This is a genomic window from Indioceanicola profundi (assembly GCF_003568845.1).
Classification (GTDB): Bacteria; Pseudomonadota; Alphaproteobacteria; order Azospirillales; family Azospirillaceae; genus Indioceanicola; species Indioceanicola profundi.
The window spans coordinates 1,562,055-1,583,782 of sequence record NZ_CP030126.1 but is presented as its reverse complement, the minus strand read 5'-3'; the positions used below and the strand labels follow the sequence as shown (position 1 = coordinate 1,583,782).

Sequence of the window (21,728 nt, the reverse complement as noted above, 5' to 3'; positions counted from 1 at the left end):
TCCATCCGGCGACCTAGTTTACGGCCATGTTCACAGGACTGATCACAGATGTCGGCCGTGTGGCCGCCGTGGAGCAGCGGGGCGATACCCGGCTGACCATCGAGACGCGCTTCGACATGGATACGGTCGAGCTTGGCGCCTCCATCGCCTGCAATGGCGTCTGCCTGACGGTGGTGGAGAAGGGACCGGACCGCTTCGCCGTGGATGTGTCGGGGGAGACGCTGTCCAAGACCACCGTGGGCAGCTGGACCGTCGGCACGCCGGTCAATCTGGAGCGTTCCCTGCGCTTCGGCGACGAGCTGGGCGGTCACCTGGTCTATGGGCATGTGGATGGCGTGCTCGAGGTGCTGGGCGTGAAGCCGGAGGGGGGCAGCCACCGCTGGACCTTCCACGCGCCGGAGCATCTGGCTCGCTTCATCGCGCCGAAGGGCTCGGTCGCGCTGGACGGCGTCTCGCTCACCGTGAACGAGGTCGAGGGGGCCGTGTTCGGCGTGAACATCATTCCGCACACGGCCGAGAAGACCAGCTTCGGTACCCTGAAGCCGGGTGATCGGATGAATTTGGAAGTCGACATGCTGGCCCGCTATGTGGAGCGCATGTTGGGCGCCCGTATTTCGGAGAAGCATGCATGAGCCCCGCCGACGACACCCGCCTGCCGCCGGAGGACCGGCTCGTCCTCTCCTCGCCGGAGGAGCTGATCGAAGAGGCCCGGCAGGGCCGCATGTTCATCCTGGTCGATGACGAGGACCGGGAGAACGAGGGGGATCTGGTCATCCCGGCCCAGGCGGCGACTCCCGAAGCCATCAACTTCATGGCCAAGTACGGCCGCGGCCTGATCTGCCTTGCCATGGACAGCCAGCAGATCGAACGTCTGCGCCTGCCGCTCATGGCGCAGCAGAACGGCACCCGTCATCAGACCGCCTTCACCGTGTCCATCGAGGCGCGGGAGGGGGTGACCACCGGCATCTCCGCCGCCGACCGGGCCCGCACCATCCAGGTCGCCATCGATCCCAAGACCGATCCGGCCGACATCGTGACGCCCGGCCATATCTTCCCGCTGCTGGCCCGCGACGGCGGGGTGCTGGTCCGCGCGGGGCATACCGAGGCGTCGGTGGACATCGCGCGGATGGCGGGGATGCTGCCGGCCGGCGTGATCTGCGAGATCATGAACGATGACGGCACCATGGCCCGCTTGCCGGACCTGATCCAGTTCGCCCAGTTGCACGGCCTGAAGATCGGCACCATCGCCGACCTGATCGCGCACCGCCGCCGCACCGAGACCCTGATCGAGCGCATGTACCGGACGCGGCTGGACAGCCATTTCGGCGGCGGCTTTGACATGATCGTCTACCGCAACCGCGTCAGCGGGGCCGAGCATCTGGCGCTGGTGAAGGGCGATGTGCGGGGCGGCCCGCCGCCGCTGGTGCGCATGCATGCGCTGGACATCGTCAAGGACCTGCTGGGCGACACGAGGCGCGGGCCGGGCGGCGACCTGGAAGTCGCGATGCGCGAGATCGAGCGGGAAGGGCGCGGCGTCGTCGTGATTTTGCGCGATGCGCAGCCCTTCTCCCTGTCCGACCGTCTGCGCACGCTGGACCAGGATGGCGGGCTGCCCCAGGGGGAACTGCGCGACTACGGCGTCGGGGCACAGATCCTGACCGACCTCGGCGTTGGCGAGATGGTGCTGCTGACCAATACGCGGAAGACCGTGGTTGGGCTGGAGGGCTATGGCTTGACCATTGTCGGCCAGCGCGCCATACCCACCGGCCTTGCCGGCACGAAGGACTGAAGGAGACGGGCTATGGCCGAACGGCCCCATATCATGATCGTGGAAGCCCGCTTCTACGAGGACATCGCCGACGAGCTGGTCCGCGGCGCCATCGCGGAGCTGGAAAAGGCGGGCGCCACCTATGAGCGCTTTTCCGTTCCCGGCGCCTATGAGATCCCGGCGGCGATCCAGTTCGCGGTGAAGTCCATGGATTTCTACTCCGGCCGCCGCCGCTTCGACGGTTACGTGGCGCTGGGTTGCGTGATCCGGGGCGAGACCACCCATTACGACTATGTCTGTGGGGAAAGCGCCCGCGGGCTGCAGGATCTGGCCCTGCGGCACACCCTGGCCATCGGAAACGGCATCCTGACCGTGGAAAACGGAGAGCAGGCCTGGGCCCGTGCCTCCGTGGACAAGAAGAACAAGGGGGGCGGCGCTGCCCGCGCCTGCCTTGACATGATCGAGCTGAAGCGCCAGTTCCGCCTGCACGACCGCTGACCGTTACCTGCGAGTAGAGCCGATGCCCCGCGCCAAGAAGACCCCCGATCCGGTTGTGCCGAAGGAGCCGCCCAGGCCGAAGCAGACCGGCTCCGTAAAGGCACGGCGCAGCTCCGCCCGTCTTGCCGCAGTCCAGGCGCTGTATCAGATCGAGATGGGAAGCACGCCGACGGAAGTCGCCATCGGCGAATTCGTGCGCTACCGCATCGGGCATGAGCATGACGGCGACACGCTGGTGACGGCTGACGCCCAGCTCTTCGCCGACATCGTGCGCGGCGTCATGGCCCGCCGGGCGGACATCGAGAGCGTGCTGCGGGGCGCTCTGACCGGCCAGTGGCAGTTCGACCGGATCGAGACCGTGCTGCGCTGGATTCTCTGTGCCGGCGTGTTCGAGCTGATGGAGAAGCCGGAGACGGCTCCCCACATCATCATCAACGATTATATCGACGTGACCCACGCCTTCTTTGCTGGCAAGGAGCCGGGCATGGTGAACGGCGTCCTGGACCGTCTGGCCCGCACGCTTCGGAGTGCGGAGATGCCCCCCCGCGGGGAGCAGCCGTGACCGGGGCGGGGGATACCCCGCCCGGTTCCAATCCCGGTTCCCGGCCCGATGGCGCGCTTGGGGAATTCGGGCGCATCGAACGTTACCTGAAGCCGCTGGCCGAGGGCGTGCCCGGAGCCTTCGGCCTGACGGACGATGCAGCGGTGCTGGATGTGCCGGCGGACAGCCAGCTTGTCGTCACCACCGACGCCATGGTGGCCGGCGTCCATTTCCTGCCCAGCGACCCGCCCGCCGACATCGCCCACAAGCTGCTGGCCGTGAACCTCTCCGATCTGGCAGCCAAGGGTGCCCGGCCGCTGGGATACAGCCTGGTCACCAGCCTGCCCAAGGACCAGTCGGAAAGCTGGCTGGCAAGCTTCACCCAGGGGCTGGAGGCGGCGCAGCGCCGCTGGGGCATCGGGTTGCTCGGCGGCGACAGCGTCTCCACCCCAGGCCCGATGAATCTCACCATCAGCGCACTCGGCACCGTGCCTGCCGGCCGCATGGTCCGCCGGGCCGGGGCCAAGGCGGGAGACCTTCTTTTCGTCAGCGGAACGATCGGGGATGCGGCGCTGGGCCTTCTGCTGGCGTTGGGACAGCTGGAGCGGACAGCGGATTTCCGATCCGACGAGGTCCTGATCGCCCGTCTCCGCCGGCCGGAGCCCCGGCTGGCCCTGGCGTCGATGCTGCTGGAACACGCGACGGCGGCCCTGGACGTATCCGACGGGCTGGTCGCAGACCTGGGCCATCTGGCGCAGGCGAGCGGGGTCGGGCTGGTGGTCGAGGCGGCGCAGGTGCCGATCTCCAGTGCCGCGGCGGAGCATCTCGGGAACTGGCCCGGACTGCTGGCCGACATCCTGACCGGCGGTGACGATTACGAAGTGGCCTTCACCGCCCCGGCGGATGCGCGGGAGCAGATCGTGGAATCCTCTGCCGCCGTAGGCGTGCCTGTCACCGCAATCGGCCGGGTGGCGGCAGGGCGGGGCGTCCAGGTGCTGGACCGCGCCGGCATCCCCCTGGACCTTGGAGCCGGCGGCTGGCGCCACTTCTGAGCGGTCGCGTCGGATCGCACGCAAACACGTCGCGCCAAGGCTGGGACTGGCTTATACTCCAACCGTATTACCCAGCACGGATGCGGGCGGCTGCGGCCTCATGAAAAAGATCATCCTCCTCGTCCTTGCCCTCATGGTGCTGATCGGCGCCGGAGTCGGCGGCTATGTGCTGTTCGGGCCGAAGCATGAGGAGGTTGCCGAGAGCGATGAGCCACAGCTTCCGGTAAAGCCCACGGGGGTGCCGACCTTCGTGAGTATCGGTCCCCTGGTCCTGCCTGTGATCCGTGACAAACGGGTGGAGCAGAACATCTTGCTGCAGGTGTCGCTGGAGGTGTACGGGGATGCAACGCGGGAGTCGGTGCGCCAACTGACGCCGCGTTTGAACGACGCCTTCCTGCGGGCGCTCTACGGCGACATCGAGGCCGGCGACGTGATGCAGGGCCAGCTCGTCAACGTGAATGCGATCCGGGACAAGCTGATGGCCGCCTCGGAGGAGGTTCTCGGGGTCGGCGTGGTCTGGGACGTGCTGATCCAGGCGGTTACCCAGCGCCCGGCCATGTGACCGTCGGGGAGCGGCGACGCCGGCCTCCGTCGCCCTGTTTCCATTTCCCACTCTTTCGCGTCCGTGGACGGATGCCGGACGTACCCCGCCGGCGATTCGCCCTTGGATTGCCATGGAGTTTGACGGCTGGCATCCTGACGGGATCAAACCGGCGTCGGACCGCCTTCGCGGGACAAACAATAATCCCCGGCGCCCCGAACAGGGTAGGAAGCGACATGCACCAGGGAGTTCTTCTGTTCGTCCTGGGATGTGGCGTACTCGCCATTGTCTACGGGATCTTCACGGCGCGTTCAGTGCTTGCGGCCAGCGCCGGCAATATGCGGATGCAGGAAATCGCCCGCGCCATTCAGATCGGCGCAAATGCTTATCTGAACCGGCAGTACACGACCATCGGAATCGTCGGCGCCGTGATCGCCGTCATCGTCGGAATATTGCTGGGCTTCTACGTCGCCATAGGCTTCATCATTGGTGCGGTTCTGTCCGGGGCGGCCGGTTATATCGGCATGAACATCTCCGTCCGCGCCAATGTCAGGACGGCCGAGGGGGCGCGGCAGGGGCTGGCCCACGGCCTGTCCATCGCGTTCCGGGCGGGCGCGGTGACCGGCATGCTGGTCGCTGGTCTCGCCCTGCTAGCGGTGGCCGGCTACTACGTGCTGCTTCTGGCCTTGGGAGTGAGCGGCCGCGGAATGGTGGATGCGTTGGTCGCACTCGGGTTCGGCGCCTCCCTGATCTCGATCTTCGCCCGCCTGGGCGGCGGCATCTTCACCAAGGGCGCTGACGTCGGCGCCGATCTGGTCGGCAAGGTGGAGGCTGGAATTCCGGAGGACGACCCCCGGAATCCGGCGGTCATCGCGGACAATGTCGGCGACAATGTCGGCGACTGCGCCGGCATGGCGGCCGATCTGTTCGAGACCTATGCCGTCACGGTGGTGGCGACCATGGTCCTGGCCAGCATTTTCTTCGGCGCCCAGGCCGACGCGATGAATTCGCTGATGATCTATCCGCTGGCGATCGGCGGCATCTGCATCATCACCTCGATCATCGGCACCTACTTCGTGAAGCTCGGTGCGAACAACAGCATCATGGGCGCCCTCTACAAGGGCTTCATCGCCACGGGCGTGCTTTCGCTGGTGGGAATCGGCCTGATGACGCTCTGGGTCCTGCCCGACGGGTTCGGCAGCGCCTTCACGTCCGATGCCGGGGTCACTTTCACCGGGACCGGATTGTTCCTGTGCGCCGTCATCGGGCTGGTGGTGACGGGACTGATCGTCTGGATCACGGAATATTACACAGGCACCGAATACCGTCCGGTGAGGTCGGTCGCTGAAGCCTCGAGGACGGGACACGGCACCAATGTGATCCAGGGGCTGGCGGTCTCCATGGAATCCACGGCCCTGCCGGCCCTGGTGATCTGCGGGGCGATCATTGCGACGTACCTGTTGGCGGGCCTGTTCGGCATTGCCATCGCCGTGACCAGCATGCTGGCCCTGGCCGGAATGGTGGTGGCGCTCGATGCCTACGGGCCGGTGACGGACAATGGCGGCGGCATCGCGGAGATGGCGGACCTGCCCAAGGAGGTGCGGGTCACGACCGACGCGCTGGACGCCGTCGGCAACACGACCAAAGCCGTGACCAAGGGCTATGCCATCGGCTCCGCGGGTCTTGGTGCGCTGGTGCTGTTCGCAGCCTATAACGAGGATCTGAAGTACTTCATGGCCCGGCCAGAGGAGTATCCCTACTTCACTGGCTTCCAGCTCGATTTCAGCCTCGCAAACCCCTTCGTCGTCGTCGGGCTGATCATCGGCGGTCTGCTGCCCTATCTGTTCGGGGCCATGGGCATGACCGCCGTGGGCAGAGCAGCCGGCTCGGTGGTGGAGGAGGTGCGGCGGCAGTTCCGCGAGAATCCCGGCATCATGGCCGGGACCAGCAAACCGGACTATGGCCGGGCGGTGGACATGCTGACCCGGGCGGCGATCAAGGAGATGATCATCCCCTCCATGCTGCCGGTGCTGGCGCCGGTGGTCGTCTACTTCGTCGTGCTTCTGATCGCGGGGAAGGGAGCGGCGTTCTCCGCCGTCGGGGCGATGCTGCTGGGAGTCATCGTCACCGGACTTTTCGTCGCCATCTCGATGACCTCGGGCGGCGGCGCCTGGGACAATGCCAAGAAGTACATCGAGGAGGGGCATTTCGGCGGCAAGGGCTCCGACGCCCATAAGGCGGCGGTGACCGGCGACACGGTCGGCGACCCCTACAAGGACACCGCCGGCCCGGCGGTCAATCCGATGATCAAGATCACCAACATCGTCGCCCTGCTGCTGCTGGCGATCCTGGCCCATTCCTGAGCGGGAGAGCCGGAAATGACGAAGGCCCCGGAGCGGCGCGCTCCGGGGCCTTCGAATTTCATCCAGGACGGAAGATACCTACTTCTCTTCCTTTTTCTTGCTGGAGCGGTTCACATTGCCCAGCAACTGCTCCACGAAGGTGACCTCACGGCCGGCGGTGGGGGTGGAGCGGTCCACGGGATCGACATGGCGCGCCTGGCTGCCGTCGATCTCCTCCACCGTCTCGACGATGCCTTCATCGTTGAAGCGCACCTTGACGATGCGCTGGCTGGTGATCTCCGGCTCGAAGAAGGCGGTCTGCGCCGTCCGGAAGCCGATATAGTACCAGGTCTTGTCGTCCACTGTGCCCGTCGCGGTCGGCGTGCCGAGCGCGTACTGGACCTGCACGCGGGAGGTCACGCCGGGTTCGATCTGGGCCAGTCTCTGGTCGGTGGCGATGTTGCCGCGCGTGGCCTGGATGGGCGAGCAGCCGGCAAGGGCGATGGCAAGCAGGCCGGTCGCGAGCAGCGGGGCGGTGAATTTCGGCATGAACGGTCGCGAAGCTCTGGTTGCTGTAGGGTTGTCCTGCGCCTTGGGCCGGCAATCTGCCGGGACCGCGCCGGTCTTGACGTCCGATCCCCGACGTCCCAAGGTCGGCACGCTTGACGGGGGCGGACCCGGCCCCCATCTGGGCCGTGACATTGCACCGGGGTCCACTGCCTGTCAACGACTGCCCACCCCGGCAACCACCTGGATCGCGACCCGTGCTGAACCGACTGTTCCGGCGCTCATCAAACCAGCGCACCGTTGCCGAACTCTATGGCCGCATCGTGGCACAGGCACGCAGCGAGTCCTTTTTCACAGGCGTCGGCGTACCGGACACCATCGAAGGCAGGTTCGAACTGATCGCTCTGCATGCCTGGCTGGTCATGCGGCGGCTGTCCCGGGAAGGGCGAGGGGCGGCGGAGTTCAACCAGGCGCTCTTCGACTTCATGTTCGCGGACCTGGACCTGAACCTGCGGGAGGCCGGGGTAAGCGACCTGAAGGTGGGCGACAAGGTCAAGGAGCTGGCCACCCATTTCTACGGGCGGGTGAAGGCTTATGAGGACGGGGTGTCGCCTGGTGCGGCCCAAGGGGCGTTGGAAGCAGCGCTGGACCGCAATCTCTTCGGCTCCACCCTGCCGGAACCTCGTCATGTGGCCGCCATGGTCGAGTATGTGAGGCGGGAGGCTGCGGCACTGGATGCCGAACCCGCGGACGGGCTGTTGAAGGGGCGCGTGACTTTCGGTCCCGCCCCCCAAGCCTGGGAGGAGTGAGAGATGAAACATGAAATGCGGGCGCCGGCGCCTGAATTCTCCCGCCGGATCATTGCCGACACGGTATCGACCAGCGGCACTGGACAGGAGATCGTGGCCGACGCGCAGGAGCGGGCGGCCCTGGCCCGCCGGCTGGATCTTGTCTCCATTGACAAGCTGACGGCGCGCGTGAAGCTGCGCCGGGTGCGCGGCGAGTATGTCCGGGTGACCGGCGAGATCGAGGCCGATGTGGTGCAGAGCTGCGTCGTGACTCTGGAGCCCGTTCCGGCCCATGTGAACGACAGCTTCGAGGCGCTGTTCGCGCCCGACCATCTGGTGCCCGACGAGGAGGATGAGGAGGTCGAGGTCACCTTCTCCGGCGGGACGGAATCGGATATTCCCGAGGCGATGGACAATGGCTCCATCGATATCGGCGAGTTGGCCGCCCAGCACCTCTCCCTGGCTCTCGACCCTTATCCGCGCAAGCCCGGCGTCTCCTTCGAGGAGATCGACGATCCTTATGAGGAGGATGCCCGCGAACCGGAGAGGCCCAACCCTTTTGCAAAGCTTGCATCGCTGAAGCGCCCGACCTAAATACGGCATTCACGCTTGCGAGCGCTGGGCTTTTCCAGTATTCAAGCGCTCCTGTCCGGGCGGCCCTTCGGGGCCGCCTTAAACATTGCGAGTTTACCACGATGGCTGTTCCCAAGAAGAAGACCTCCAAGTCGCGCCGCAACATGCGCCGTTCGCATCACGCGCTGACCGGCTCCTCCTATGCGGAGTGCAACAACTGCGGTGAGCTGAAGCAGCCGCACCATGTCTGCGGCTCCTGCGGTCACTATGACGGCCGTGAGGTTGTCCAGAGCACCGCTGCCTGATCATAGGGCGGACGGAAAGGACGGCACCGTTGAGCACGCGTCTCCGCATCGCCCTGGATGCGATGGGTGGCGACCATGCGCCAGACATGGTCGTGGCGGGTGCCGATATCGCACGCGAGCGCTGCCCCAACGTCGACTATCTCTTCGTCGGCGATGAGCAGCGCGTCCGTGCGTTGCTCGACAGGTATCCGGCGCTGAAGTCCATTTCCGAAGTCCGGCACGCTCCGGACGTCGTCGGCATGGATGCGAAGCCCTCCGCAGCCCTGCGGACGGGGCGGCAGTCCAGCATGCGGCTGGCCATCGATGCGGTGGCGGCAGGCGATGCCGCTTGCGTGGTTTCCGCCGGCAATACCGGCGCGCTCATGGCCATGGCCAAGTTCGTGCTGAAGACCCTGCCGGGCATCGACCGGCCGGCCATCGCCAGCTTCTTCCCCACCCAGCGCGGCGAGAGCGTGATGCTGGACCTTGGGGCGAACCTGGAATGCGACGCGGACAATCTGGTCCAGTTCGCCGTGATGGGCACCGTCTTCTCCCGCACCGTGCTGGGCCTGCTGGAGCCGACCATCGGCCTGCTGAATGTCGGGTCGGAGGAGCAGAAGGGCCATGAGGCCATCCGGCAGGCCGCCGCCGCCCTCCGGCAGACTCCGCTGGCCAAGAGCTTCCATGGCTTCATCGAAGGCAACGACATCGGCGCCGGCACGGTGGATGTCGTCGTCACCGACGGCTTCACCGGGAACGTCGCTCTGAAGACAGCCGAGGGGACTGCCAAGCTCTATGCCGAGTTCCTGCGCCAGACCTTCTCCTCTTCGCTGATGGCGAAGCTGGGATATCTGTTGGCGCGCGGCGCCTTCCAGAAACTGAAGATGCGGGCCGATCCGCGGCGCTATAACGGGGCCATGTTCCTGGGCCTGCGCGGCGTCTGCGTCAAAAGCCACGGCGGCACGGACGCCATTGGCTTCGCCAACGCCGTGACGGTCGCGGTGGATCTCGTGAACCACGGGTTCAACGAGAAAATCCGGGACGAGCTGGCCAAGCTCCAGGCGTCCCTGTCAGGTAATGATTCCTCCACTGCAGCAGCCCTGTGATGACCCGCAGATCCGTTATTCTGGGGTGTGGCGCGTACGTTCCCGAGCGCGTCATGACCAACCACGACCTGGAGAAGATCGTCGATACCACGGATGAGTGGATCGTCGAGCGGACGGGCATCCGTTCCCGCCACATCGCTGCCGAGGGGGAGTTCACCTCCGACCTGGCGGTGAAGGCCGCCGAACGCGCCCTGGCCCATGCCGGCGTTTCGGCGCAGGAGGTCGACCTGATCGTGGTGGCCACGGCCACTCCCGACAACACCTTTCCGGCCACAGCTTCCAAGGTTCAGGCCAAGCTGGGCATCACCAGCGGCATCGCCTTCGACGTGCAGGCGGTCTGCTCCGGCTTCGTGTTCGCCCTGGCGACGGCCGACAACTTCATCAAGGCCGGGCAGGTGAAGACCGCCCTGGTGATCGGGGCGGAGACCTTCTCCCGCATCCTGGACTGGACCGACCGCACCACCTGCGTACTGTTCGGCGATGGCGCCGGCGCTGTGGTGCTGCGGGCTGAAGAGGGAATCGCCGGGACGGACCGGCGCGGAATCCTTTCCACCCACCTGCACACCGATGGCCGCCACCATGACATGCTCTATGTCGATGGCGGGCCGTCCAGCACGCAGACCGTCGGCCATCTGCGTATGCGGGGGCAGGAGGTCTTCAAGCACGCTGTCGTCAATCTGGCGAGCGTGGTTGAAGAAGCTCTGGAGGCCAACGGACTCACCTCCGCCGCCATCGACTGGCTGGTTCCGCACCAAGCCAACAAGCGCATCATCGACAGCACCGGCCGCAAGCTGAAGCTTGACCCCTCGCGCGTAGTGCTGACCGTGGACCATCATGGCAACACCTCGGCCGCCTCAATTCCTCTGGCGCTGTGCGAGGCGGTGCATGATGGGCGCATCCAGCGCGGCAATCTGGTGCTGATGGAAGCCATGGGCGGCGGCTTCACCTGGGGGGCCGCACTCGTCCGTTGGTGACGGGTGCTGCACCTTATTTCGCACCTGCATCAAGAATCACCCGCAACTCTTTGGATTGACGGGCTTATCCCGTCAAAGTACGGTTTTCCCCTGGGAGCTATCCGGGGGGAATGCGCCATGAGCAATACCGTTACACGCGCACAGCTTAGCGAAGCGGTCTACCAGGAGGTGGGCCTATCGCGAAACGAGTCGGCAGATCTGGTCGAGAGCGTTCTGGATGAGATCGTCGAGGCGCTGGCGCGCGGCGACATGGTCAAGATTTCCTCCTTCGGCAGCTTTGCCGTTCGCTCCAAGGGACAGCGCGTGGGCCGCAATCCCAAGACGGGGGAGGAGGTGCCGATCCTGCCCCGCCGGGTGCTGGTCTTCCGCGCCTCCCATGTGCTGAAGGACCGTATCAACCAGCGGCTGGCCGGTGCCGACGCCGCTCTGACGGGCTGAGCCGGGTATGGCTGATGCTGCGGATACAGAAACGCGGTCTAGAAGCGGAAAATCCGCCACCGCTTTTCGCACCATCAGCGAAGTATCGGCCGACCTGGACGTGCCGCAGCATGTGCTCCGCTTCTGGGAAAGCAAGTTTCCGCAAATCAAGCCGCTGAAGCGCGGCGGCGGCCGGCGCTACTACCGCCCGGACGATGTCGAGCTGCTGCGCCGCATCCAGGTGCTTCTCTACAAGGAAGGCTACACGATCAAGGGCGTGCAGCGTCTCCTGAAGGAGAGTCGCGGCGCATCGGCGCTTTCCGCGAATGATGCCAGCCCTGATGAAGACGAGTCGGAGCATGCCGAGCTGACCGCTCAGGAAGCCGCCGATGCTTCGTCTGCACTGTCCGACATCACCGGCGCTGATGCTGCGCCACTTTCGTCCGATCCCGCAGCAGAAATTCCCGAAGCGGGGTCCGGCAGTGCTCTACCCGCTGACAAACGCCGCGAACTGGAAGGGATTCTGGCGGAACTCCAGGCGATTTCGCGGTTGCTGCGTAGCTGATCGGACGGGCGGACAGCAATTGCAGCCAAGGGCTGCTCACACCGCACCAGCGGGCCGGAAGGCCCTATGCGCTTATCTATGGAAGCTTTGGAGAGGAATGGTCGGAGCGACAGGATTCGAACCTGCGACCCCTTGACCCCCAGTCAAGTGCGCTACCAGGCTGCGCCACGCTCCGACCTCTCCTGGACCGCGGGGCTGGGGGCCCTGCTGCGGTCCGGGCGCGGACAATAGCCAGCCCGGTTTCCAAATGCAACGCCCCAAAAACAGGATTTCGCAAATTCTTCCAACAGCGCTTGCGGCGCTTGCGTGCCGGCTGAATGACGGCGGCGTTACGATGCGATAAGGTTCTGCTTTCCCCGCCTCCGGGTCTCCGCGATGCCGACCGACAGCAGCGTGATCTTCGTCTACATGACCGCGGGCTCGCCGGAAGAGGCGCAGCGCATTGGACGGGTTCTGGTCGATGAGGGGCTTGCGGCCTGCGTCAACATCCTGCCGGAGATGATCTCCATCTATCGTTGGCAGGGACAGGTCGAGGATGGGCGGGAAAGCGTCATGATCGCCAAGACCCGCACCGACCGCTTCGACGTCCTGGCTGCCCGTGTCCGCGACCTGCACAGCTACGAGACGCCCTGTATCGTGGAACTGCCGCTTGGCCGGGGCGATGCGCCCTATCTGGACTGGCTGGTCCGGGAGAGTGCGCCGGCAGCGGTTACGGGAGGAGACCCGGCATGACCCGCGAAGACCGCTCCGGCATGCTGTCCGTGGCATTCTCCTGCCTCGGCCATGCCACCATGCATATTCTGGCTGCTCTGTACCTCACCGTCGTCCTGGTGCTGGAGGATGGGTGGGCCGGGATGTCCTATGACGATCTGATCCGGCTCTGGACCATAGGTTCGCTGATGATCGGCCTGGGCGCGCCTTTGGCCGGATGGCTGGGCGACCGCTGGTCCGAGTCGCGCATGATGGTCCTGATGTTCCTGCTGACCGGCGCCGGGTCGATGCTGGCCGGGCTGGCGGATACGCCGACCCAGCTTGCGGCGGCGCTGGCCGTGCTCGGCCTCGGCGCTTCGATCTACCATCCGGTCGGGATGTCATGGGTGATCAAGAACGCGCGGGCGAGGGGCCGGGCGCTCGGCATTCTAGGCATCTTCGGCAGCGTCGGCATCGCCCTCGCCGCGCTGATCGCCGGCACGCTTTCGACCTGGGGCGGCTGGCACCTCGCGTTCCTGGCGCCGGGTGCGGCCTCTATCGCGATCGGGCTGATCCTGGCCGGCCTGATCGCCGCCGGCGTGGTGTTCGACCGGAAGGGCGATGTGAAGCCGCAGGCTCCGCCGTCGCGAGGCGATGCGGTCCGGGCCTTCCTGGTGCTGTCCGTCACGATGATCTGTGCCGGGTTGATCTTCAACGCCACCCAGACTGTGCTTCCGAAATGGTTCGAGGTGGACCTGTCCGGAATGGTGGAGACCACGGCCGGCATCGGCATGCTGGTCACGCTGGTCTATCTGCTGGCCAGCAGCGCACAGTTCGCTGGCGGCTGGCTTTCCGACAAGCTGTCCATCCGACGGGTCTATGTGGTCTGTCTGCTGATCCAGGCGCCCGTGCTGCTGCTGGCCGCGCAGCTCGGCGGGCCGGTCGTGCTGTTGCTGGCCACGGCGATGGTTTTCACCAACGGTCTCCAGATCCCGGCGGAGAACCTGCTGCTGGCACGCTACACGCCGGAGCGGTATCGCGGATTGGCCTACGGGGCGAAGTTCGTCCTCAGCTTCGGAGCCGCGCCGGTGGCGGTCCAGCTAGTCGCCTTTACCTATGGTCTTTCCGCGGATGTAAGCCTGTTGTTCGTTACGCTGGGAATTCTGGCGCTGACCGCATGGGCGGCGGCGCTGCTGCTGCCGCGGGAAGGTACGGCGGTCCAGGCTTCCGCTATACAGCCGGCCGCCACGGGGGCGGGGGCGGACTGATCCGGGCGGCTGGAACCTTCGCTTGAAGAGTGACGTTCACGAGTTTGTAACCGGACAGGTTTCCGGGCCGCAGACGGTCCCGCGACCCGCTGGTGCAGGCTCTTGAATGAGGATCCCATGCGCGACGGAGCTGGAACGGCCGCGTCCAACATGTTTACCCGTCACCACGGTGCCATTGGCGCCGGGCAAAGGGACGGTGCGGCCCGGCGGCTCATCGTGGTCGAGGATGAGGCGATCACGGCGCTCCATCTGGAGACGCTGCTTGCCGAACTCGGCTATCAGGTCTGCTCGGTCGAAGCGACGGGGGAAGGGGCGATCGCCGCAGCCGCCCGCCACAACCCGGATCTGGTCCTGATGGATGTCCGGCTTGCGGGGCAGTTGGACGGCCTTGCCGCGGCCCACCATATCCGCAGCACCTATGGCATCCCGTCACTGCTGATGACCGCCTTCAACGATCCCGGCACGGTGGCGAAGGCCAAGGCAAGCGGCACCATCGGCTTCATCCCGAAGCCCTACACCGCACGCCAGGTCGAAAAATGCGTTCAGCAGGCGCTTCAGGCGGTCTCCGGACCGGCGCAGACCGCGGCGGAATATTGAGGAAGCAAGGAATAGGGACCCGGTCGGGTCCCTTTCCATATCGGCTCATCGAGAGGTTCAGAGAGCGTTCAACGCCCGGTCCAGGTCGGCGATGATGTCGTCCGCGCTCTCCAGCCCGACGGACAGGCGCACCACGTCCGGCGTGGCTCCTGCCGCGGCAAGTCCCTCCGGCGTCAGTTGCCGGTGAGTCGTGCTCGCCGGGTGGATGATGAGGGAGCGGGTGTCGCCGATATTGGCGAGGTGGCTGAACAGCTCTACCGTTTCCACTAGTTTGACGCCTGCCTCGTACCCGCCCTTGAGACCGAAGGTGAAGACAGCGCCGGCTCCCTTCGGCAGGTATTTCTTCGCCAACGCGTGATAGGGGCTATCCGGCAGGCCGGCATAGTTCACCCATTCCACCGCCCGGTGGCCCTTCAGGAACTCAGCCACCTTCTGGGCATTCTGGCAGTGCCGCTCCATCCGCAGCACCAGGGTTTCGATCCCGGTCAGGGTCAGAAAGGCGTTCATCGGGGCCTGACTGGGCCCGAGGTCGCGCAGGCCGATGGCGTGGCCGTGGATGGTGAAGGCCAGGTTCCCGAAGGTCTCGGCAAAGTTCAGCCCGTGATAACCGGGCTCCGGCTCCGTCAGTGCCGGGAACTTGCCGCCCTTCCGCCAGTCGAACCTGCCGCTGTCCACCACCACGCCGCCGACGGAGTTGCCGTGGCCGGCCAGGAACTTGGTGGTGGAATGGACCACCAGTGTGGCCCCGTACTCGATGGGACGGCAGAGATAGGGCGTCGCCATCGTGTTGTCGACGATCAGCGGAATGCCGGCCTCGTCAGCCACCTTCGCAATGGCCTCCAGGTCGGAGATGACGCCGCCGGGATTGGCGAGACTCTCCACGAAGATCGCCTTTGTCTTCGGGGTCAGCGCCTTGCGGAAGTTTTCCGGATCGTCGCCGTCCACGAAGGTGCAGTTCCAGCCGAAAGCGCGCGGGAAGCTGTTGGAGAACTGGTTCAACGAACCGCCATAAAGCTTTCTGGCAGCAATGAATTCGTCCCCTGGGCTCATAAGCGGGAAGAGCGCCAGCATCTGGGCCGCATGGCCCGACGCGGTGCAGGTCGCCCCGATGCCGCCCTCCAGATTGGCCAGCCGCTCCTCCAACACGCTGACCGTAGGGTTGGTCAGGCGGGAGTAGATGAAGCCGACCTTCTGAAGATTGAACAGCGCCGCAGCCTCTTCCACGTCCTCGAAGACGTAGCTGGTGGTCTGGTAGATGGGGGTGGCGCGGGCGCCCGTGGCCGGGTCCGGTGCGGCTCCGGCATGGATGGCGCGGGTTTCGAACCCATAGCTGCGGTTCGTGTCCGACATGGTATTTCCTCCTGCCCTTCAGGGGCTTAGATCAGTTTCTTGACTTGTTTCACCGGTCGCTTGCGCGTGGTGATTATGTTGGAATTGATGCCCTGGCGGCCGATCTCGCCGAACAGGCGGGCATATTCGATCTTGGGGCAGCGGTTCATGATGACGGTGGAACCGAGTTCCTCTGCCCTGGCTGCGGCGGCATCGTTGCGGACGCCGACCTGCATCCAGACTACCGGCACGCCCATTTCCGCCGCCTCCACCGCAACTTGGCCCGCCGCCTCCGGATTGCGGAAAATATCCACCATGTCAGGCCGTTCGGGCAGTTCCTTCAAACTTGAATACACGGTCCAGCCCAGGATTTGCCGCCCGGCCAGCCCTGGATTGACGGGCAGCATGCTGTAGCCCTTGTCCGTCATTTATTTCATCACGAAGTAGGCGGCGCGCACCGGATTGTCGCTGGCCCCCACCAGGGCAATGGTCCTTACCCGGTCCAGAATGCCGCGCAGCAGACTGTCCGGATAGGGCCGGTCATGGTCGACTGGCATGAGGGGTCACGCCATCCAGACCGGGGACCGCTTGCCCAGGAAAGCGTCAATGCCCTCTCCGGCATCCTCCAACCCCATGTTCAGCGCCATCACCTCGGCCGTATAGGCATAGGCATCCTCCAGGCCCATTTCCCGCTGCCGGTGGAAGGCTTCCTTGCCCAGCTTCAGGACGCGCCCGGATTTAGCGGCGATCTTCGTGGCGAGCTGATCAACGGCGGAGTCGAGTTCCGCTGCCGGAACGGCTCGGTTGATCAGGCCAAGGCGCACCGCCTCCGCGGCATCGACGGGCTCTCCGGTCAGGAGCATCTCCATGGCGGCCTTGGCCGGCACGTTCCGGCTCAACGCCACCATGGGGGTGGAGCAGAACAGGCCGATATTCACGCCGGGCGTGGCGAACTTCGCCGTGTCCACCGCGATGGCCAGATCGCAGGAGGCGACAAGCTGGCATCCGGCCGCCGTGGCCGTCCCCTGGACCTTGGCGATTACCGGCTGGCGGAGATGGACCAGGCTCGTCATCAGCTTCGCGCACTGCCGGAACGTCTCCAGATGGCCGGCATGTCCCTCCGTGGCGCGCATCTGCTTCAGATCGTGCCCGGCGCAGAACACCGGGCCGGCTGCGGCCAGCACCACGACCTTGATGACTGGATCGACAGCCACCTCGTCCAGGGCGGTCTGCAAGGCGGACATCACCTCCCGCGACAGCGCGTTGCGCGCCTGCGGTCGATTGAGCGTCAGCATCGACACGCCGTCCCGGTCCTGCCGCAGGACAAGCGGGGCCGTTTCGGCCATTGCGGAAGCGATCATGGTCTGCACCTCTGCATCTAGGGTCCGGCTGCCGGATGGTATCAACGGCCGGTGCAACCGCCAATGCCGGGGCGCGCGCGCCGCCTGTGGGACGGGTGGTAACCCGACCGCACCTCTGCCACAGCACCCATTCCGTCTGTGGCGAAGACCGAGGCCGTCGCGCTATAGCGGGATCGGAACAAGAATGGGAGGGAACGGAATGCTTCTGGAGGATGCAAGGCAGCCTGCGCTCAGCGCACATGCCTTCACCGAACTGCTGGCGGAGCATATGCCCCAGGTGGGGAAAGCCGGACTGACGGTGGAGGAGATGGGCTTCGGGACCTGCCGTATCCGCCTGCCGGTCGGCGCCGACGATCTGCGGGCCGGCGGCACCATCTCCGGCCCGACCATGTTCAGCATGGCCGACCTTGCGCTTTATGGCGCGGTGCTGAGCCGGATCGGGCCGGTCGCGCTGGCGGTGACCAGCACCATGACCATCACCTTCCTGCGCAAGCCGGGTGTGAAGCCGCTGGTGGCGGAGGGCCGGGTGATCCGGATGGGCCGCCGTCTCGCCTATGGCGAGATCAGCCTCTTTTCGGAGGGGGAGGAGGAGCCTGTCGCCCATGCGACGGGTTCATACGCGATCCCCAGCGGAGCCGCCGGCGGCTGACATGGAAAGGGCGTGGCCGTTTCCAGCCACGCCCATAACCGGCTTGGAACCGCGGCGTCGGTCAGTCGAACAGATCGCCGTCGCGGTCCTCAAGCTCATCCACCACGGCGCCTGCGGCAGCGCCGCCCGCGGCACCGATGGCGGTACCGGTCAGCCCGCCGCCGGTCGCGACGCCCACGGCCCCGCCGGCGAGCGCGCCTGTGGCGGCGCGTTCCTCCATCGTGTTGCCGCAGGCCGACAAGCCCAGCGCCAAGGTCCCAAGCGTCACAATCATCATAATCGGACGGCGCATCTTCGCCCTCCCTTCATGGTTGACGACTTTCCACCCCAACCGTGCGGGGTGCGGCAGGTTCCTGGAGGAGGGGCAGACGCCCAAAAATGACTCGAGGCGCGCCAGGATAAGCCATCCAGAACTGCTGTTTCGGCGCTCACCCGCTGCAGTTCATCGCCAGGGCAGCAAATTATCCAAATAAATCAATAGGCTTCAGCGCATGGTATGATAATACCGTCTTCCAGGATGCTGTAGACACAGCGCTTTTTGCGCTTGACTGGGCGCTCAGACCGGCCTACTTAACCCACCGCTTCGGCGCCAGCCTCCAGGCTCGGTGCCTGGACCATCGTTTGCGAGTGCTCCGATGACTACTTACAGCCTCAAGCCTTCCGACATCGAAAAGAAGTGGATTCTGATCGATGCCGAGGGTCTGGTTCTGGGCCGCTTGGCCAGCCAGATCGCTATGCGCCTGCGTGGCAAGCACCTCCCGACCTACACCCCCCACATGGATTGCGGTGACAACGTCATCGTCATCAATGCGGAGAAGGTGAAGCTGACCGGCAACAAGCGCCAGGACAGCATCTTCTACTGGCACACCGGGTATCCCGGCGGGATCAAGCAGCGTTCCAAGGGCCAGATCCTGGACAGCAAGTATCCCGAGCGCGTGATCCTCAAGGCGGTCGAGCGCATGGTGCCGCGCGGACCCCTGGGCCGCCGCCAGATGTCGAACCTCCGCGTCTATGCCGGTGCCGCGCACCCGCATGAGGCTCAGAACCCGGAGGTCGTCGATATTGCGGGTATGAACCCGAAGAATAAGCGGAGCGCGTAATTATGGCCCAGACCCTGAACAGCCTCGCCGATCTGAAGCCGGGTGCCGACGTTACGGCCCAGGCTGCCGTGACCGCCGAGCCGAAGCTGGACCAGTTCGGCCGCGCCTATGCCACCGGCAAGCGCAAGGACGCCGTCGCCCGCGTGTGGATCAAGCCGGGCAAGGGCACCGTGACCGTCAATGGCCGCGAGCTGGCGACCTATTTCGCCCGCCCCGTGCTGCGCATGATGATCAACCAGCCGTTCCAGATCACCGACCGGGTGCAGCAGTTCGACGTGAACTGCACCGTCTCCGGCGGTGGCCTGTCCGGTCAGGCCGGTGCGCTGCGCCACGGCATCTCCAAGGCCCTGACCTACTTCGAGCCGGGCCTGCGCCCCGCCCTGAAGGCGGCCGGCCTGCTGACCCGCGACCCGCGTACGGTCGAGCGTAAGAAGTACGGCCGCGCCAAGGCCCGCCGCAGCTTCCAGTTCTCCAAGCGCTAAGCGCGGATATCCGGTACATGCCGGATATCGGATCAGGGGCGTCCCACATCGGGGCGCCCCTTTTTCTTTGCATCTGACACGGGGTGACACGGGATGGCACTGACGGACGAAGTGGTGGTGCGCGTGGCACGGCGGCAGGATGTGCCCGCCCTGGTGGCGTTGCTGGCCGACGACAGTCTTGGGAAGGACCGCGAGTCGGCGGCCGACCTCGCCGCCTATCTCGAGGCGTGGGACGAGATGGCCCTGGACCCGAATGCGGAAATGCTGGTCCTTGACGTGGAGGGGCTCGTGATCGGCACCGCCACGCTGACCTATGCGCGCCATCTTGCCCGCATGGGCATGCGGCGCTGCACGGTGGAGGCGGTGCGCATAGCCGCGGCATATCGTGGGCAGGGGCTGGGCCGCGTGCTCATGGACGCCTGTGTGGACATGGCGCGGGCCCGCGGCTGCGGGGTGATCCAGCTAACCAGCGACAAGCGGCGGACGGATGCGCACCGGTTCTACCAGCGCCTCGGATTCGAGGCTTCGCACGAAGGGATGAAGCTTTATCTCTGAGGATTGTTGCCGTTATCGATGCAGCAATGAATGGCCCCGCCAGACCGGGGGCCTAGAGAAGGAGCCCAGATGATCCAGCCCGACTTCACCCCCGCCCGCATCGCCATTCTTGGCGCCTCCGGCTATACGGGGGCGGAGCTGATGCGATTGCTGGTGCGCCATCCCAACGCCCGCATCCGCTATCTGACTGGTGAGCGGCAGGCCGGCAAGCCGGTGGCGGAGGTGTTTCCGCACCTCGCGCCCTACGGGCTGCCCGATCTGGTGAAGATCGAGGATGTGGACTGGAGCGATGTGGATTTCGTCTTCTGTGGCCTGCCGCACGGCACGACCCAGAATGTGATCGCCGGCCTGCCGCATACAATCAAGGTGGTGGACCTCTCCGCCGACTTCCGGCTGGCCGATGTCGAGACCTATGCCAAGTGGTATGGGCATGCCCACCAGGCGCCCGACCTGCAGAGGAATGCCGTCTACGGCCTGTCGGAGATCAACCGTCAGGGGGTGCAGAATGCGCGGCTGGTGGCGAATCCGGGCTGCTACCCGACCTCGGCCCAGCTTCCACTGATCCCGCTTCTGCTGCGGGAGCTGATCGAGGCCGACGACATCATCATCGACGCCAAGTCCGGCGTGTCCGGGGCCGGCCGAGATGCCAAGCAGGCCAGCCTGTTCGGCGAGGTGGCGGAGGGTATCCATGCCTACGGCATCGCCGGCCATCGCCACGCGCCGGAGATTGAGCAGGGGTTGAGCCTTGCAGCCGGGCGGGAGGTGCTGGTGAACTTCACGCCCCATCTCATGCCGATGAGTCGGGGCATCCTGGCGACCAGCTATGTCCGGCTGAAGCCCGGCGTGTCGGTTGCCGATTTGCGGGCGGCCATGGCCGAGCAGTATGCAAATGAGAGCTTCGTGAAGCTACTGCCGGAGGGCATCGGTCCCCAGACCCGCCATGTGCGCGGCAGCAACTACTGCCTGATGAACGTCTTTGCCGACCGGCTTCCGGGCCGCGCCATCGTGATCTCGGTGATCGACAATCTGATGAAGGGGGCTTCCGGCCAAGCGGTCCAGAACTTCAACATCATGTCCGGCGTCAACGAGACGGTCGGGCTGGATATCGTGCCGGTGTTCCCGTAAGGAAGCGTTGGGGCTAGGCTGGCGGAAATCGTCCAAATCCATATCGGGAGGTTTCGATGACCGCCACGCTCCAGCCGCTCATCCTGCCCTTCAAGGGCATCACGCCGCGCATCCATCCCACGGCCTTCCTGTCGAACGCCGTCCTGATCGGCGATCTGGAGATCGGGGAGGATGCGAATATCTGGTTCGGCGTCACCATCCGGGCCGATGTGGGGGCGATCCGGATCGGCAAGCGCACCAACATCCAGGACGGCACCGTCATCCACTGCACCGGCGGCTATACCGAGACCATCATCGGCGATGATGTCACGGTGGGGCATCTGGCGCTGCTGCATGGATGCACGGTGGAGGACGGGGCGTTCATCGGCATGAAGGCCTGCGTCATGGACAAGGCGGTGGTGGAAACCGGCGGCATGGTGGCCGCAGGCGCGCTGGTGCCCCCGGGCAAGGTCGTCAAGGCGGGCGAGGTCTGGGCCGGCAATCCGGCCCGGTTCCTCCGGGAAATCCGGGACCAGGACCGCGCAGTCCATCAGCATACGATCCCGCACTACATGAAGCTGGCGCAGCAATACATGTCCGAGTCAGGCGGGAAACTGCCCGACGCAGCGGAGTAGGC

Annotated in this window: 29 protein-coding genes and 1 tRNA gene; 23 read left to right on the top strand and 7 right to left on the bottom strand. The window is 65.6% G+C overall.

What is annotated here, in order from left to right; translation table 11 throughout:
• Positions 1-26 precede the first annotated feature (26 nt).
• From DOL89_RS07575 to DOL89_RS07545, 7 genes are all read left to right on the top strand, one after another.
• Positions 27-632, top strand: a complete 606-nt coding sequence (locus DOL89_RS07575) for a riboflavin synthase (RefSeq protein WP_119678588.1) — start codon at positions 27-29, stop codon at positions 630-632.
• A complete protein-coding gene (ribB, locus tag DOL89_RS07570) occupies positions 629-1,789 on the top strand; it encodes a 3,4-dihydroxy-2-butanone-4-phosphate synthase (protein ID WP_119678587.1) in 1,161 nt (386 codons plus the stop codon). Before DOL89_RS07575 ends, ribB begins: the two co-directional genes overlap by 4 nt.
• Positions 1,790-1,801: 12 nt before the next feature.
• The gene (locus tag DOL89_RS07565) at positions 1,802-2,266 is read left to right on the top strand and encodes a 6,7-dimethyl-8-ribityllumazine synthase (RefSeq protein ID WP_119678586.1); all 465 of its coding nucleotides are present in this window, start codon (positions 1,802-1,804) and stop codon (positions 2,264-2,266) included.
• A 22-nt stretch (positions 2,267-2,288) separates the two neighbouring features.
• A complete protein-coding gene (gene nusB / locus DOL89_RS07560; protein ID WP_119678585.1) occupies positions 2,289-2,828 on the top strand; it encodes a transcription antitermination factor NusB in 540 nt (179 codons plus the stop codon).
• Positions 2,825-3,859, top strand: a complete 1,035-nt coding sequence (gene thiL / locus DOL89_RS07555) for a thiamine-phosphate kinase (protein WP_119678584.1) — start codon at positions 2,825-2,827, stop codon at positions 3,857-3,859. The genes nusB and thiL overlap by 4 nt, the downstream gene beginning before the upstream one ends.
• 100 nt (positions 3,860-3,959) lie before the next feature.
• A complete protein-coding gene (locus DOL89_RS07550) occupies positions 3,960-4,421 on the top strand; it encodes a flagellar basal body-associated FliL family protein (protein ID WP_119678583.1) in 462 nt (153 codons plus the stop codon).
• Between the two features lie 215 nt (positions 4,422-4,636).
• Positions 4,637-6,763, top strand: a complete 2,127-nt coding sequence (locus DOL89_RS07545; RefSeq protein ID WP_119678582.1) for a sodium-translocating pyrophosphatase — start codon at positions 4,637-4,639, stop codon at positions 6,761-6,763.
• A 78-nt stretch (positions 6,764-6,841) separates the two neighbouring features.
• Here the strand turns inward: DOL89_RS07545 and DOL89_RS07540 are convergent, their stop codons facing one another.
• A complete protein-coding gene (locus tag DOL89_RS07540) occupies positions 6,842-7,291 on the bottom strand; it encodes an outer membrane protein assembly factor BamE (protein WP_119678581.1) in 450 nt (149 codons plus the stop codon).
• A 215-nt stretch (positions 7,292-7,506) separates the two neighbouring features.
• Here DOL89_RS07540 and DOL89_RS07535 point away from each other — a divergent pair, with 215 nt between their 5' ends.
• From DOL89_RS07535 to DOL89_RS07505, 7 genes are all read left to right on the top strand, one after another.
• Entirely contained in the window at positions 7,507-8,058 is a 552-nt protein-coding gene (locus DOL89_RS07535; protein ID WP_119678580.1) for a ubiquinol-cytochrome C chaperone family protein, read from the top strand.
• 3 nt (positions 8,059-8,061) lie between these two features.
• Positions 8,062-8,631 (top strand): YceD family protein, encoded by a 570-nt coding sequence (locus tag DOL89_RS07530; protein ID WP_119678579.1) that lies wholly within the window; start codon positions 8,062-8,064, stop codon positions 8,629-8,631.
• 101 nt (positions 8,632-8,732) lie between these two features.
• Positions 8,733-8,915, top strand: coding sequence for a 50S ribosomal protein L32 (rpmF, locus tag DOL89_RS07525; protein ID WP_119678578.1), 183 nt, complete (start codon positions 8,733-8,735; stop codon positions 8,913-8,915).
• 29 nt (positions 8,916-8,944) lie between these two features.
• Positions 8,945-10,000, top strand: coding sequence for a phosphate acyltransferase PlsX (gene plsX / locus DOL89_RS07520; RefSeq protein ID WP_119678577.1), 1,056 nt, complete (start codon positions 8,945-8,947; stop codon positions 9,998-10,000).
• Positions 10,000-10,974 carry a beta-ketoacyl-ACP synthase III gene (locus DOL89_RS07515; RefSeq protein WP_205574655.1) on the top strand — a complete coding sequence of 325 codons (975 nt, stop codon included), beginning with the start codon at positions 10,000-10,002 and terminating at the stop codon, positions 10,972-10,974. Before plsX ends, DOL89_RS07515 begins: the two co-directional genes overlap by 1 nt.
• Positions 10,975-11,091: 117 nt before the next feature.
• Positions 11,092-11,412 (top strand): integration host factor subunit alpha, encoded by a 321-nt coding sequence (locus tag DOL89_RS07510; RefSeq protein ID WP_119678575.1) that lies wholly within the window; start codon positions 11,092-11,094, stop codon positions 11,410-11,412.
• Positions 11,413-11,419: 7 nt separating this feature from the next.
• Positions 11,420-11,956, top strand: a complete 537-nt coding sequence (locus DOL89_RS07505; RefSeq protein WP_119678574.1) for a MerR family transcriptional regulator — start codon at positions 11,420-11,422, stop codon at positions 11,954-11,956.
• A 98-nt stretch (positions 11,957-12,054) separates the two neighbouring features.
• Here DOL89_RS07505 and DOL89_RS07500 read toward each other — a convergent pair.
• Positions 12,055-12,131, bottom strand: a tRNA-Pro gene (locus tag DOL89_RS07500).
• Positions 12,132-12,331: 200 nt separating this feature from the next.
• Here DOL89_RS07500 and cutA point away from each other — a divergent pair.
• The 3 genes from cutA (at position 12,332) to DOL89_RS07485 (ending at position 14,511) form a co-directional block, all read left to right on the top strand.
• The gene (gene cutA, locus DOL89_RS07495; protein WP_119678573.1) at positions 12,332-12,688 is read left to right on the top strand and encodes a divalent-cation tolerance protein CutA; all 357 of its coding nucleotides are present in this window, start codon (positions 12,332-12,334) and stop codon (positions 12,686-12,688) included.
• Positions 12,685-13,914, top strand: coding sequence for an MFS transporter (locus DOL89_RS07490; RefSeq protein WP_119678572.1), 1,230 nt, complete (start codon positions 12,685-12,687; stop codon positions 13,912-13,914). Before cutA ends, DOL89_RS07490 begins: the two co-directional genes overlap by 4 nt.
• Before the next feature lie 117 nt (positions 13,915-14,031).
• Positions 14,032-14,511 (top strand): response regulator, encoded by a 480-nt coding sequence (locus DOL89_RS07485; RefSeq protein WP_119678571.1) that lies wholly within the window; start codon positions 14,032-14,034, stop codon positions 14,509-14,511.
• Positions 14,512-14,568: 57 nt separating this feature from the next.
• On the opposite strand, the gene DOL89_RS07480 is transcribed toward DOL89_RS07485, so the two are convergent.
• Genes DOL89_RS07480 through DOL89_RS07470 form a run of 4 tightly spaced genes read right to left on the bottom strand, consistent with a single transcriptional unit; the run spans position 14,569 to position 17,186 of the window.
• Positions 14,569-15,861: an O-acetylhomoserine aminocarboxypropyltransferase gene (locus DOL89_RS07480; RefSeq protein WP_119678570.1), complete on the bottom strand. Its 1,293-nt coding sequence runs from the start codon at positions 15,859-15,861 to the stop codon at positions 14,569-14,571.
• A gap of 26 nt (positions 15,862-15,887) precedes the next feature.
• Positions 15,888-16,247, bottom strand: coding sequence for a CoA-binding protein (locus tag DOL89_RS07475; RefSeq protein WP_318658532.1), 360 nt, complete (start codon positions 16,245-16,247; stop codon positions 15,888-15,890).
• 21 nt (positions 16,248-16,268) lie between these two features.
• Positions 16,269-16,397: a hypothetical protein gene (locus DOL89_RS25935; RefSeq protein ID WP_318658531.1), complete on the bottom strand. Its 129-nt coding sequence runs from the start codon at positions 16,395-16,397 to the stop codon at positions 16,269-16,271.
• Between the two features lie 6 nt (positions 16,398-16,403).
• Complete coding sequence (locus DOL89_RS07470) at positions 16,404-17,186, bottom strand: enoyl-CoA hydratase (protein WP_162937586.1); 783 nt, start codon at positions 17,184-17,186, stop codon at positions 16,404-16,406.
• 214 nt (positions 17,187-17,400) lie between these two features.
• On the opposite strand from DOL89_RS07470, the gene DOL89_RS07465 reads away from it, so the two are divergent.
• Positions 17,401-17,850 carry a PaaI family thioesterase gene (locus DOL89_RS07465; RefSeq protein ID WP_119678569.1) on the top strand — a complete coding sequence of 150 codons (450 nt, stop codon included), beginning with the start codon at positions 17,401-17,403 and terminating at the stop codon, positions 17,848-17,850.
• Between the two features lie 61 nt (positions 17,851-17,911).
• Here the strand turns inward: DOL89_RS07465 and DOL89_RS07460 are convergent, their stop codons facing one another.
• On the bottom strand, positions 17,912-18,142 hold the full coding sequence (locus DOL89_RS07460; RefSeq protein WP_119678568.1) for a glycine zipper domain-containing protein: 231 nt from the start codon (positions 18,140-18,142) through the stop codon (positions 17,912-17,914).
• A gap of 343 nt (positions 18,143-18,485) precedes the next feature.
• Here DOL89_RS07460 and rplM point away from each other — a divergent pair, with 343 nt between their 5' ends.
• The 5 genes from rplM (at position 18,486) to DOL89_RS07435 (ending at position 21,726) form a co-directional block, all read left to right on the top strand.
• Positions 18,486-18,950, top strand: a complete 465-nt coding sequence (gene rplM / locus DOL89_RS07455) for a 50S ribosomal protein L13 (protein ID WP_119678567.1) — start codon at positions 18,486-18,488, stop codon at positions 18,948-18,950.
• Positions 18,951-18,952: 2 nt separating this feature from the next.
• The gene (gene rpsI / locus DOL89_RS07450; RefSeq protein WP_119678566.1) at positions 18,953-19,432 is read left to right on the top strand and encodes a 30S ribosomal protein S9; all 480 of its coding nucleotides are present in this window, start codon (positions 18,953-18,955) and stop codon (positions 19,430-19,432) included.
• 93 nt (positions 19,433-19,525) lie between these two features.
• The gene (locus DOL89_RS07445; RefSeq protein WP_119678565.1) at positions 19,526-19,987 is read left to right on the top strand and encodes a GNAT family N-acetyltransferase; all 462 of its coding nucleotides are present in this window, start codon (positions 19,526-19,528) and stop codon (positions 19,985-19,987) included.
• Between the two features lie 69 nt (positions 19,988-20,056).
• Positions 20,057-21,112, top strand: a complete 1,056-nt coding sequence (argC, locus tag DOL89_RS07440; protein WP_119678564.1) for an N-acetyl-gamma-glutamyl-phosphate reductase — start codon at positions 20,057-20,059, stop codon at positions 21,110-21,112.
• A gap of 56 nt (positions 21,113-21,168) precedes the next feature.
• Positions 21,169-21,726 carry a gamma carbonic anhydrase family protein gene (locus tag DOL89_RS07435; RefSeq protein ID WP_119678563.1) on the top strand — a complete coding sequence of 186 codons (558 nt, stop codon included), beginning with the start codon at positions 21,169-21,171 and terminating at the stop codon, positions 21,724-21,726.
• Positions 21,727-21,728: the final 2 nt, after the last annotated feature.

Coding starts and splice junctions, on each gene's coding strand:
- rpsI (WP_119678566.1), top strand. CDS start 18,953: ATGGCCCAGACCCTGAACAGCCTCGCCGATCTGAAGCCGGGTGCCGAC.
- DOL89_RS07460 (WP_119678568.1), bottom strand. CDS start 18,142: ATGCGCCGTCCGATTATGATGATTGTGACGCTTGGGACCTTGGCGCTG.
- DOL89_RS07545 (WP_119678582.1), top strand. CDS start 4,637: ATGCACCAGGGAGTTCTTCTGTTCGTCCTGGGATGTGGCGTACTCGCC.
- DOL89_RS07510 (WP_119678575.1), top strand. CDS start 11,092: ATGAGCAATACCGTTACACGCGCACAGCTTAGCGAAGCGGTCTACCAG.
- DOL89_RS07575 (WP_119678588.1), top strand. CDS start 27: ATGTTCACAGGACTGATCACAGATGTCGGCCGTGTGGCCGCCGTGGAG.
- DOL89_RS07505 (WP_119678574.1), top strand. CDS start 11,420: ATGGCTGATGCTGCGGATACAGAAACGCGGTCTAGAAGCGGAAAATCC.
- DOL89_RS07485 (WP_119678571.1), top strand. CDS start 14,032: ATGCGCGACGGAGCTGGAACGGCCGCGTCCAACATGTTTACCCGTCAC.
- DOL89_RS07490 (WP_119678572.1), top strand. CDS start 12,685: ATGACCCGCGAAGACCGCTCCGGCATGCTGTCCGTGGCATTCTCCTGC.
- DOL89_RS07435 (WP_119678563.1), top strand. CDS start 21,169: ATGACCGCCACGCTCCAGCCGCTCATCCTGCCCTTCAAGGGCATCACG.
- DOL89_RS25935 (WP_318658531.1), bottom strand. CDS start 16,397: ATGCCAGTCGACCATGACCGGCCCTATCCGGACAGTCTGCTGCGCGGC.
- cutA (WP_119678573.1), top strand. CDS start 12,332: ATGCCGACCGACAGCAGCGTGATCTTCGTCTACATGACCGCGGGCTCG.
- DOL89_RS07465 (WP_119678569.1), top strand. CDS start 17,401: ATGCTTCTGGAGGATGCAAGGCAGCCTGCGCTCAGCGCACATGCCTTC.
- DOL89_RS07475 (WP_318658532.1), bottom strand. CDS start 16,247: ATGCTGCCCGTCAATCCAGGGCTGGCCGGGCGGCAAATCCTGGGCTGG.
- ribB (WP_119678587.1), top strand. CDS start 629: ATGAGCCCCGCCGACGACACCCGCCTGCCGCCGGAGGACCGGCTCGTC.
- DOL89_RS07540 (WP_119678581.1), bottom strand. CDS start 7,291: ATGCCGAAATTCACCGCCCCGCTGCTCGCGACCGGCCTGCTTGCCATC.
- DOL89_RS07530 (WP_119678579.1), top strand. CDS start 8,062: ATGAAACATGAAATGCGGGCGCCGGCGCCTGAATTCTCCCGCCGGATC.
- DOL89_RS07565 (WP_119678586.1), top strand. CDS start 1,802: ATGGCCGAACGGCCCCATATCATGATCGTGGAAGCCCGCTTCTACGAG.
- argC (WP_119678564.1), top strand. CDS start 20,057: ATGATCCAGCCCGACTTCACCCCCGCCCGCATCGCCATTCTTGGCGCC.
- DOL89_RS07470 (WP_162937586.1), bottom strand. CDS start 17,186: ATGGCCGAAACGGCCCCGCTTGTCCTGCGGCAGGACCGGGACGGCGTG.
- DOL89_RS07480 (WP_119678570.1), bottom strand. CDS start 15,861: ATGTCGGACACGAACCGCAGCTATGGGTTCGAAACCCGCGCCATCCAT.
- nusB (WP_119678585.1), top strand. CDS start 2,289: ATGCCCCGCGCCAAGAAGACCCCCGATCCGGTTGTGCCGAAGGAGCCG.
- DOL89_RS07550 (WP_119678583.1), top strand. CDS start 3,960: ATGAAAAAGATCATCCTCCTCGTCCTTGCCCTCATGGTGCTGATCGGC.
- DOL89_RS07445 (WP_119678565.1), top strand. CDS start 19,526: ATGGCACTGACGGACGAAGTGGTGGTGCGCGTGGCACGGCGGCAGGAT.
- DOL89_RS07515 (WP_205574655.1), top strand. CDS start 10,000: ATGACCCGCAGATCCGTTATTCTGGGGTGTGGCGCGTACGTTCCCGAG.
- rpmF (WP_119678578.1), top strand. CDS start 8,733: ATGGCTGTTCCCAAGAAGAAGACCTCCAAGTCGCGCCGCAACATGCGC.
- rplM (WP_119678567.1), top strand. CDS start 18,486: ATGACTACTTACAGCCTCAAGCCTTCCGACATCGAAAAGAAGTGGATT.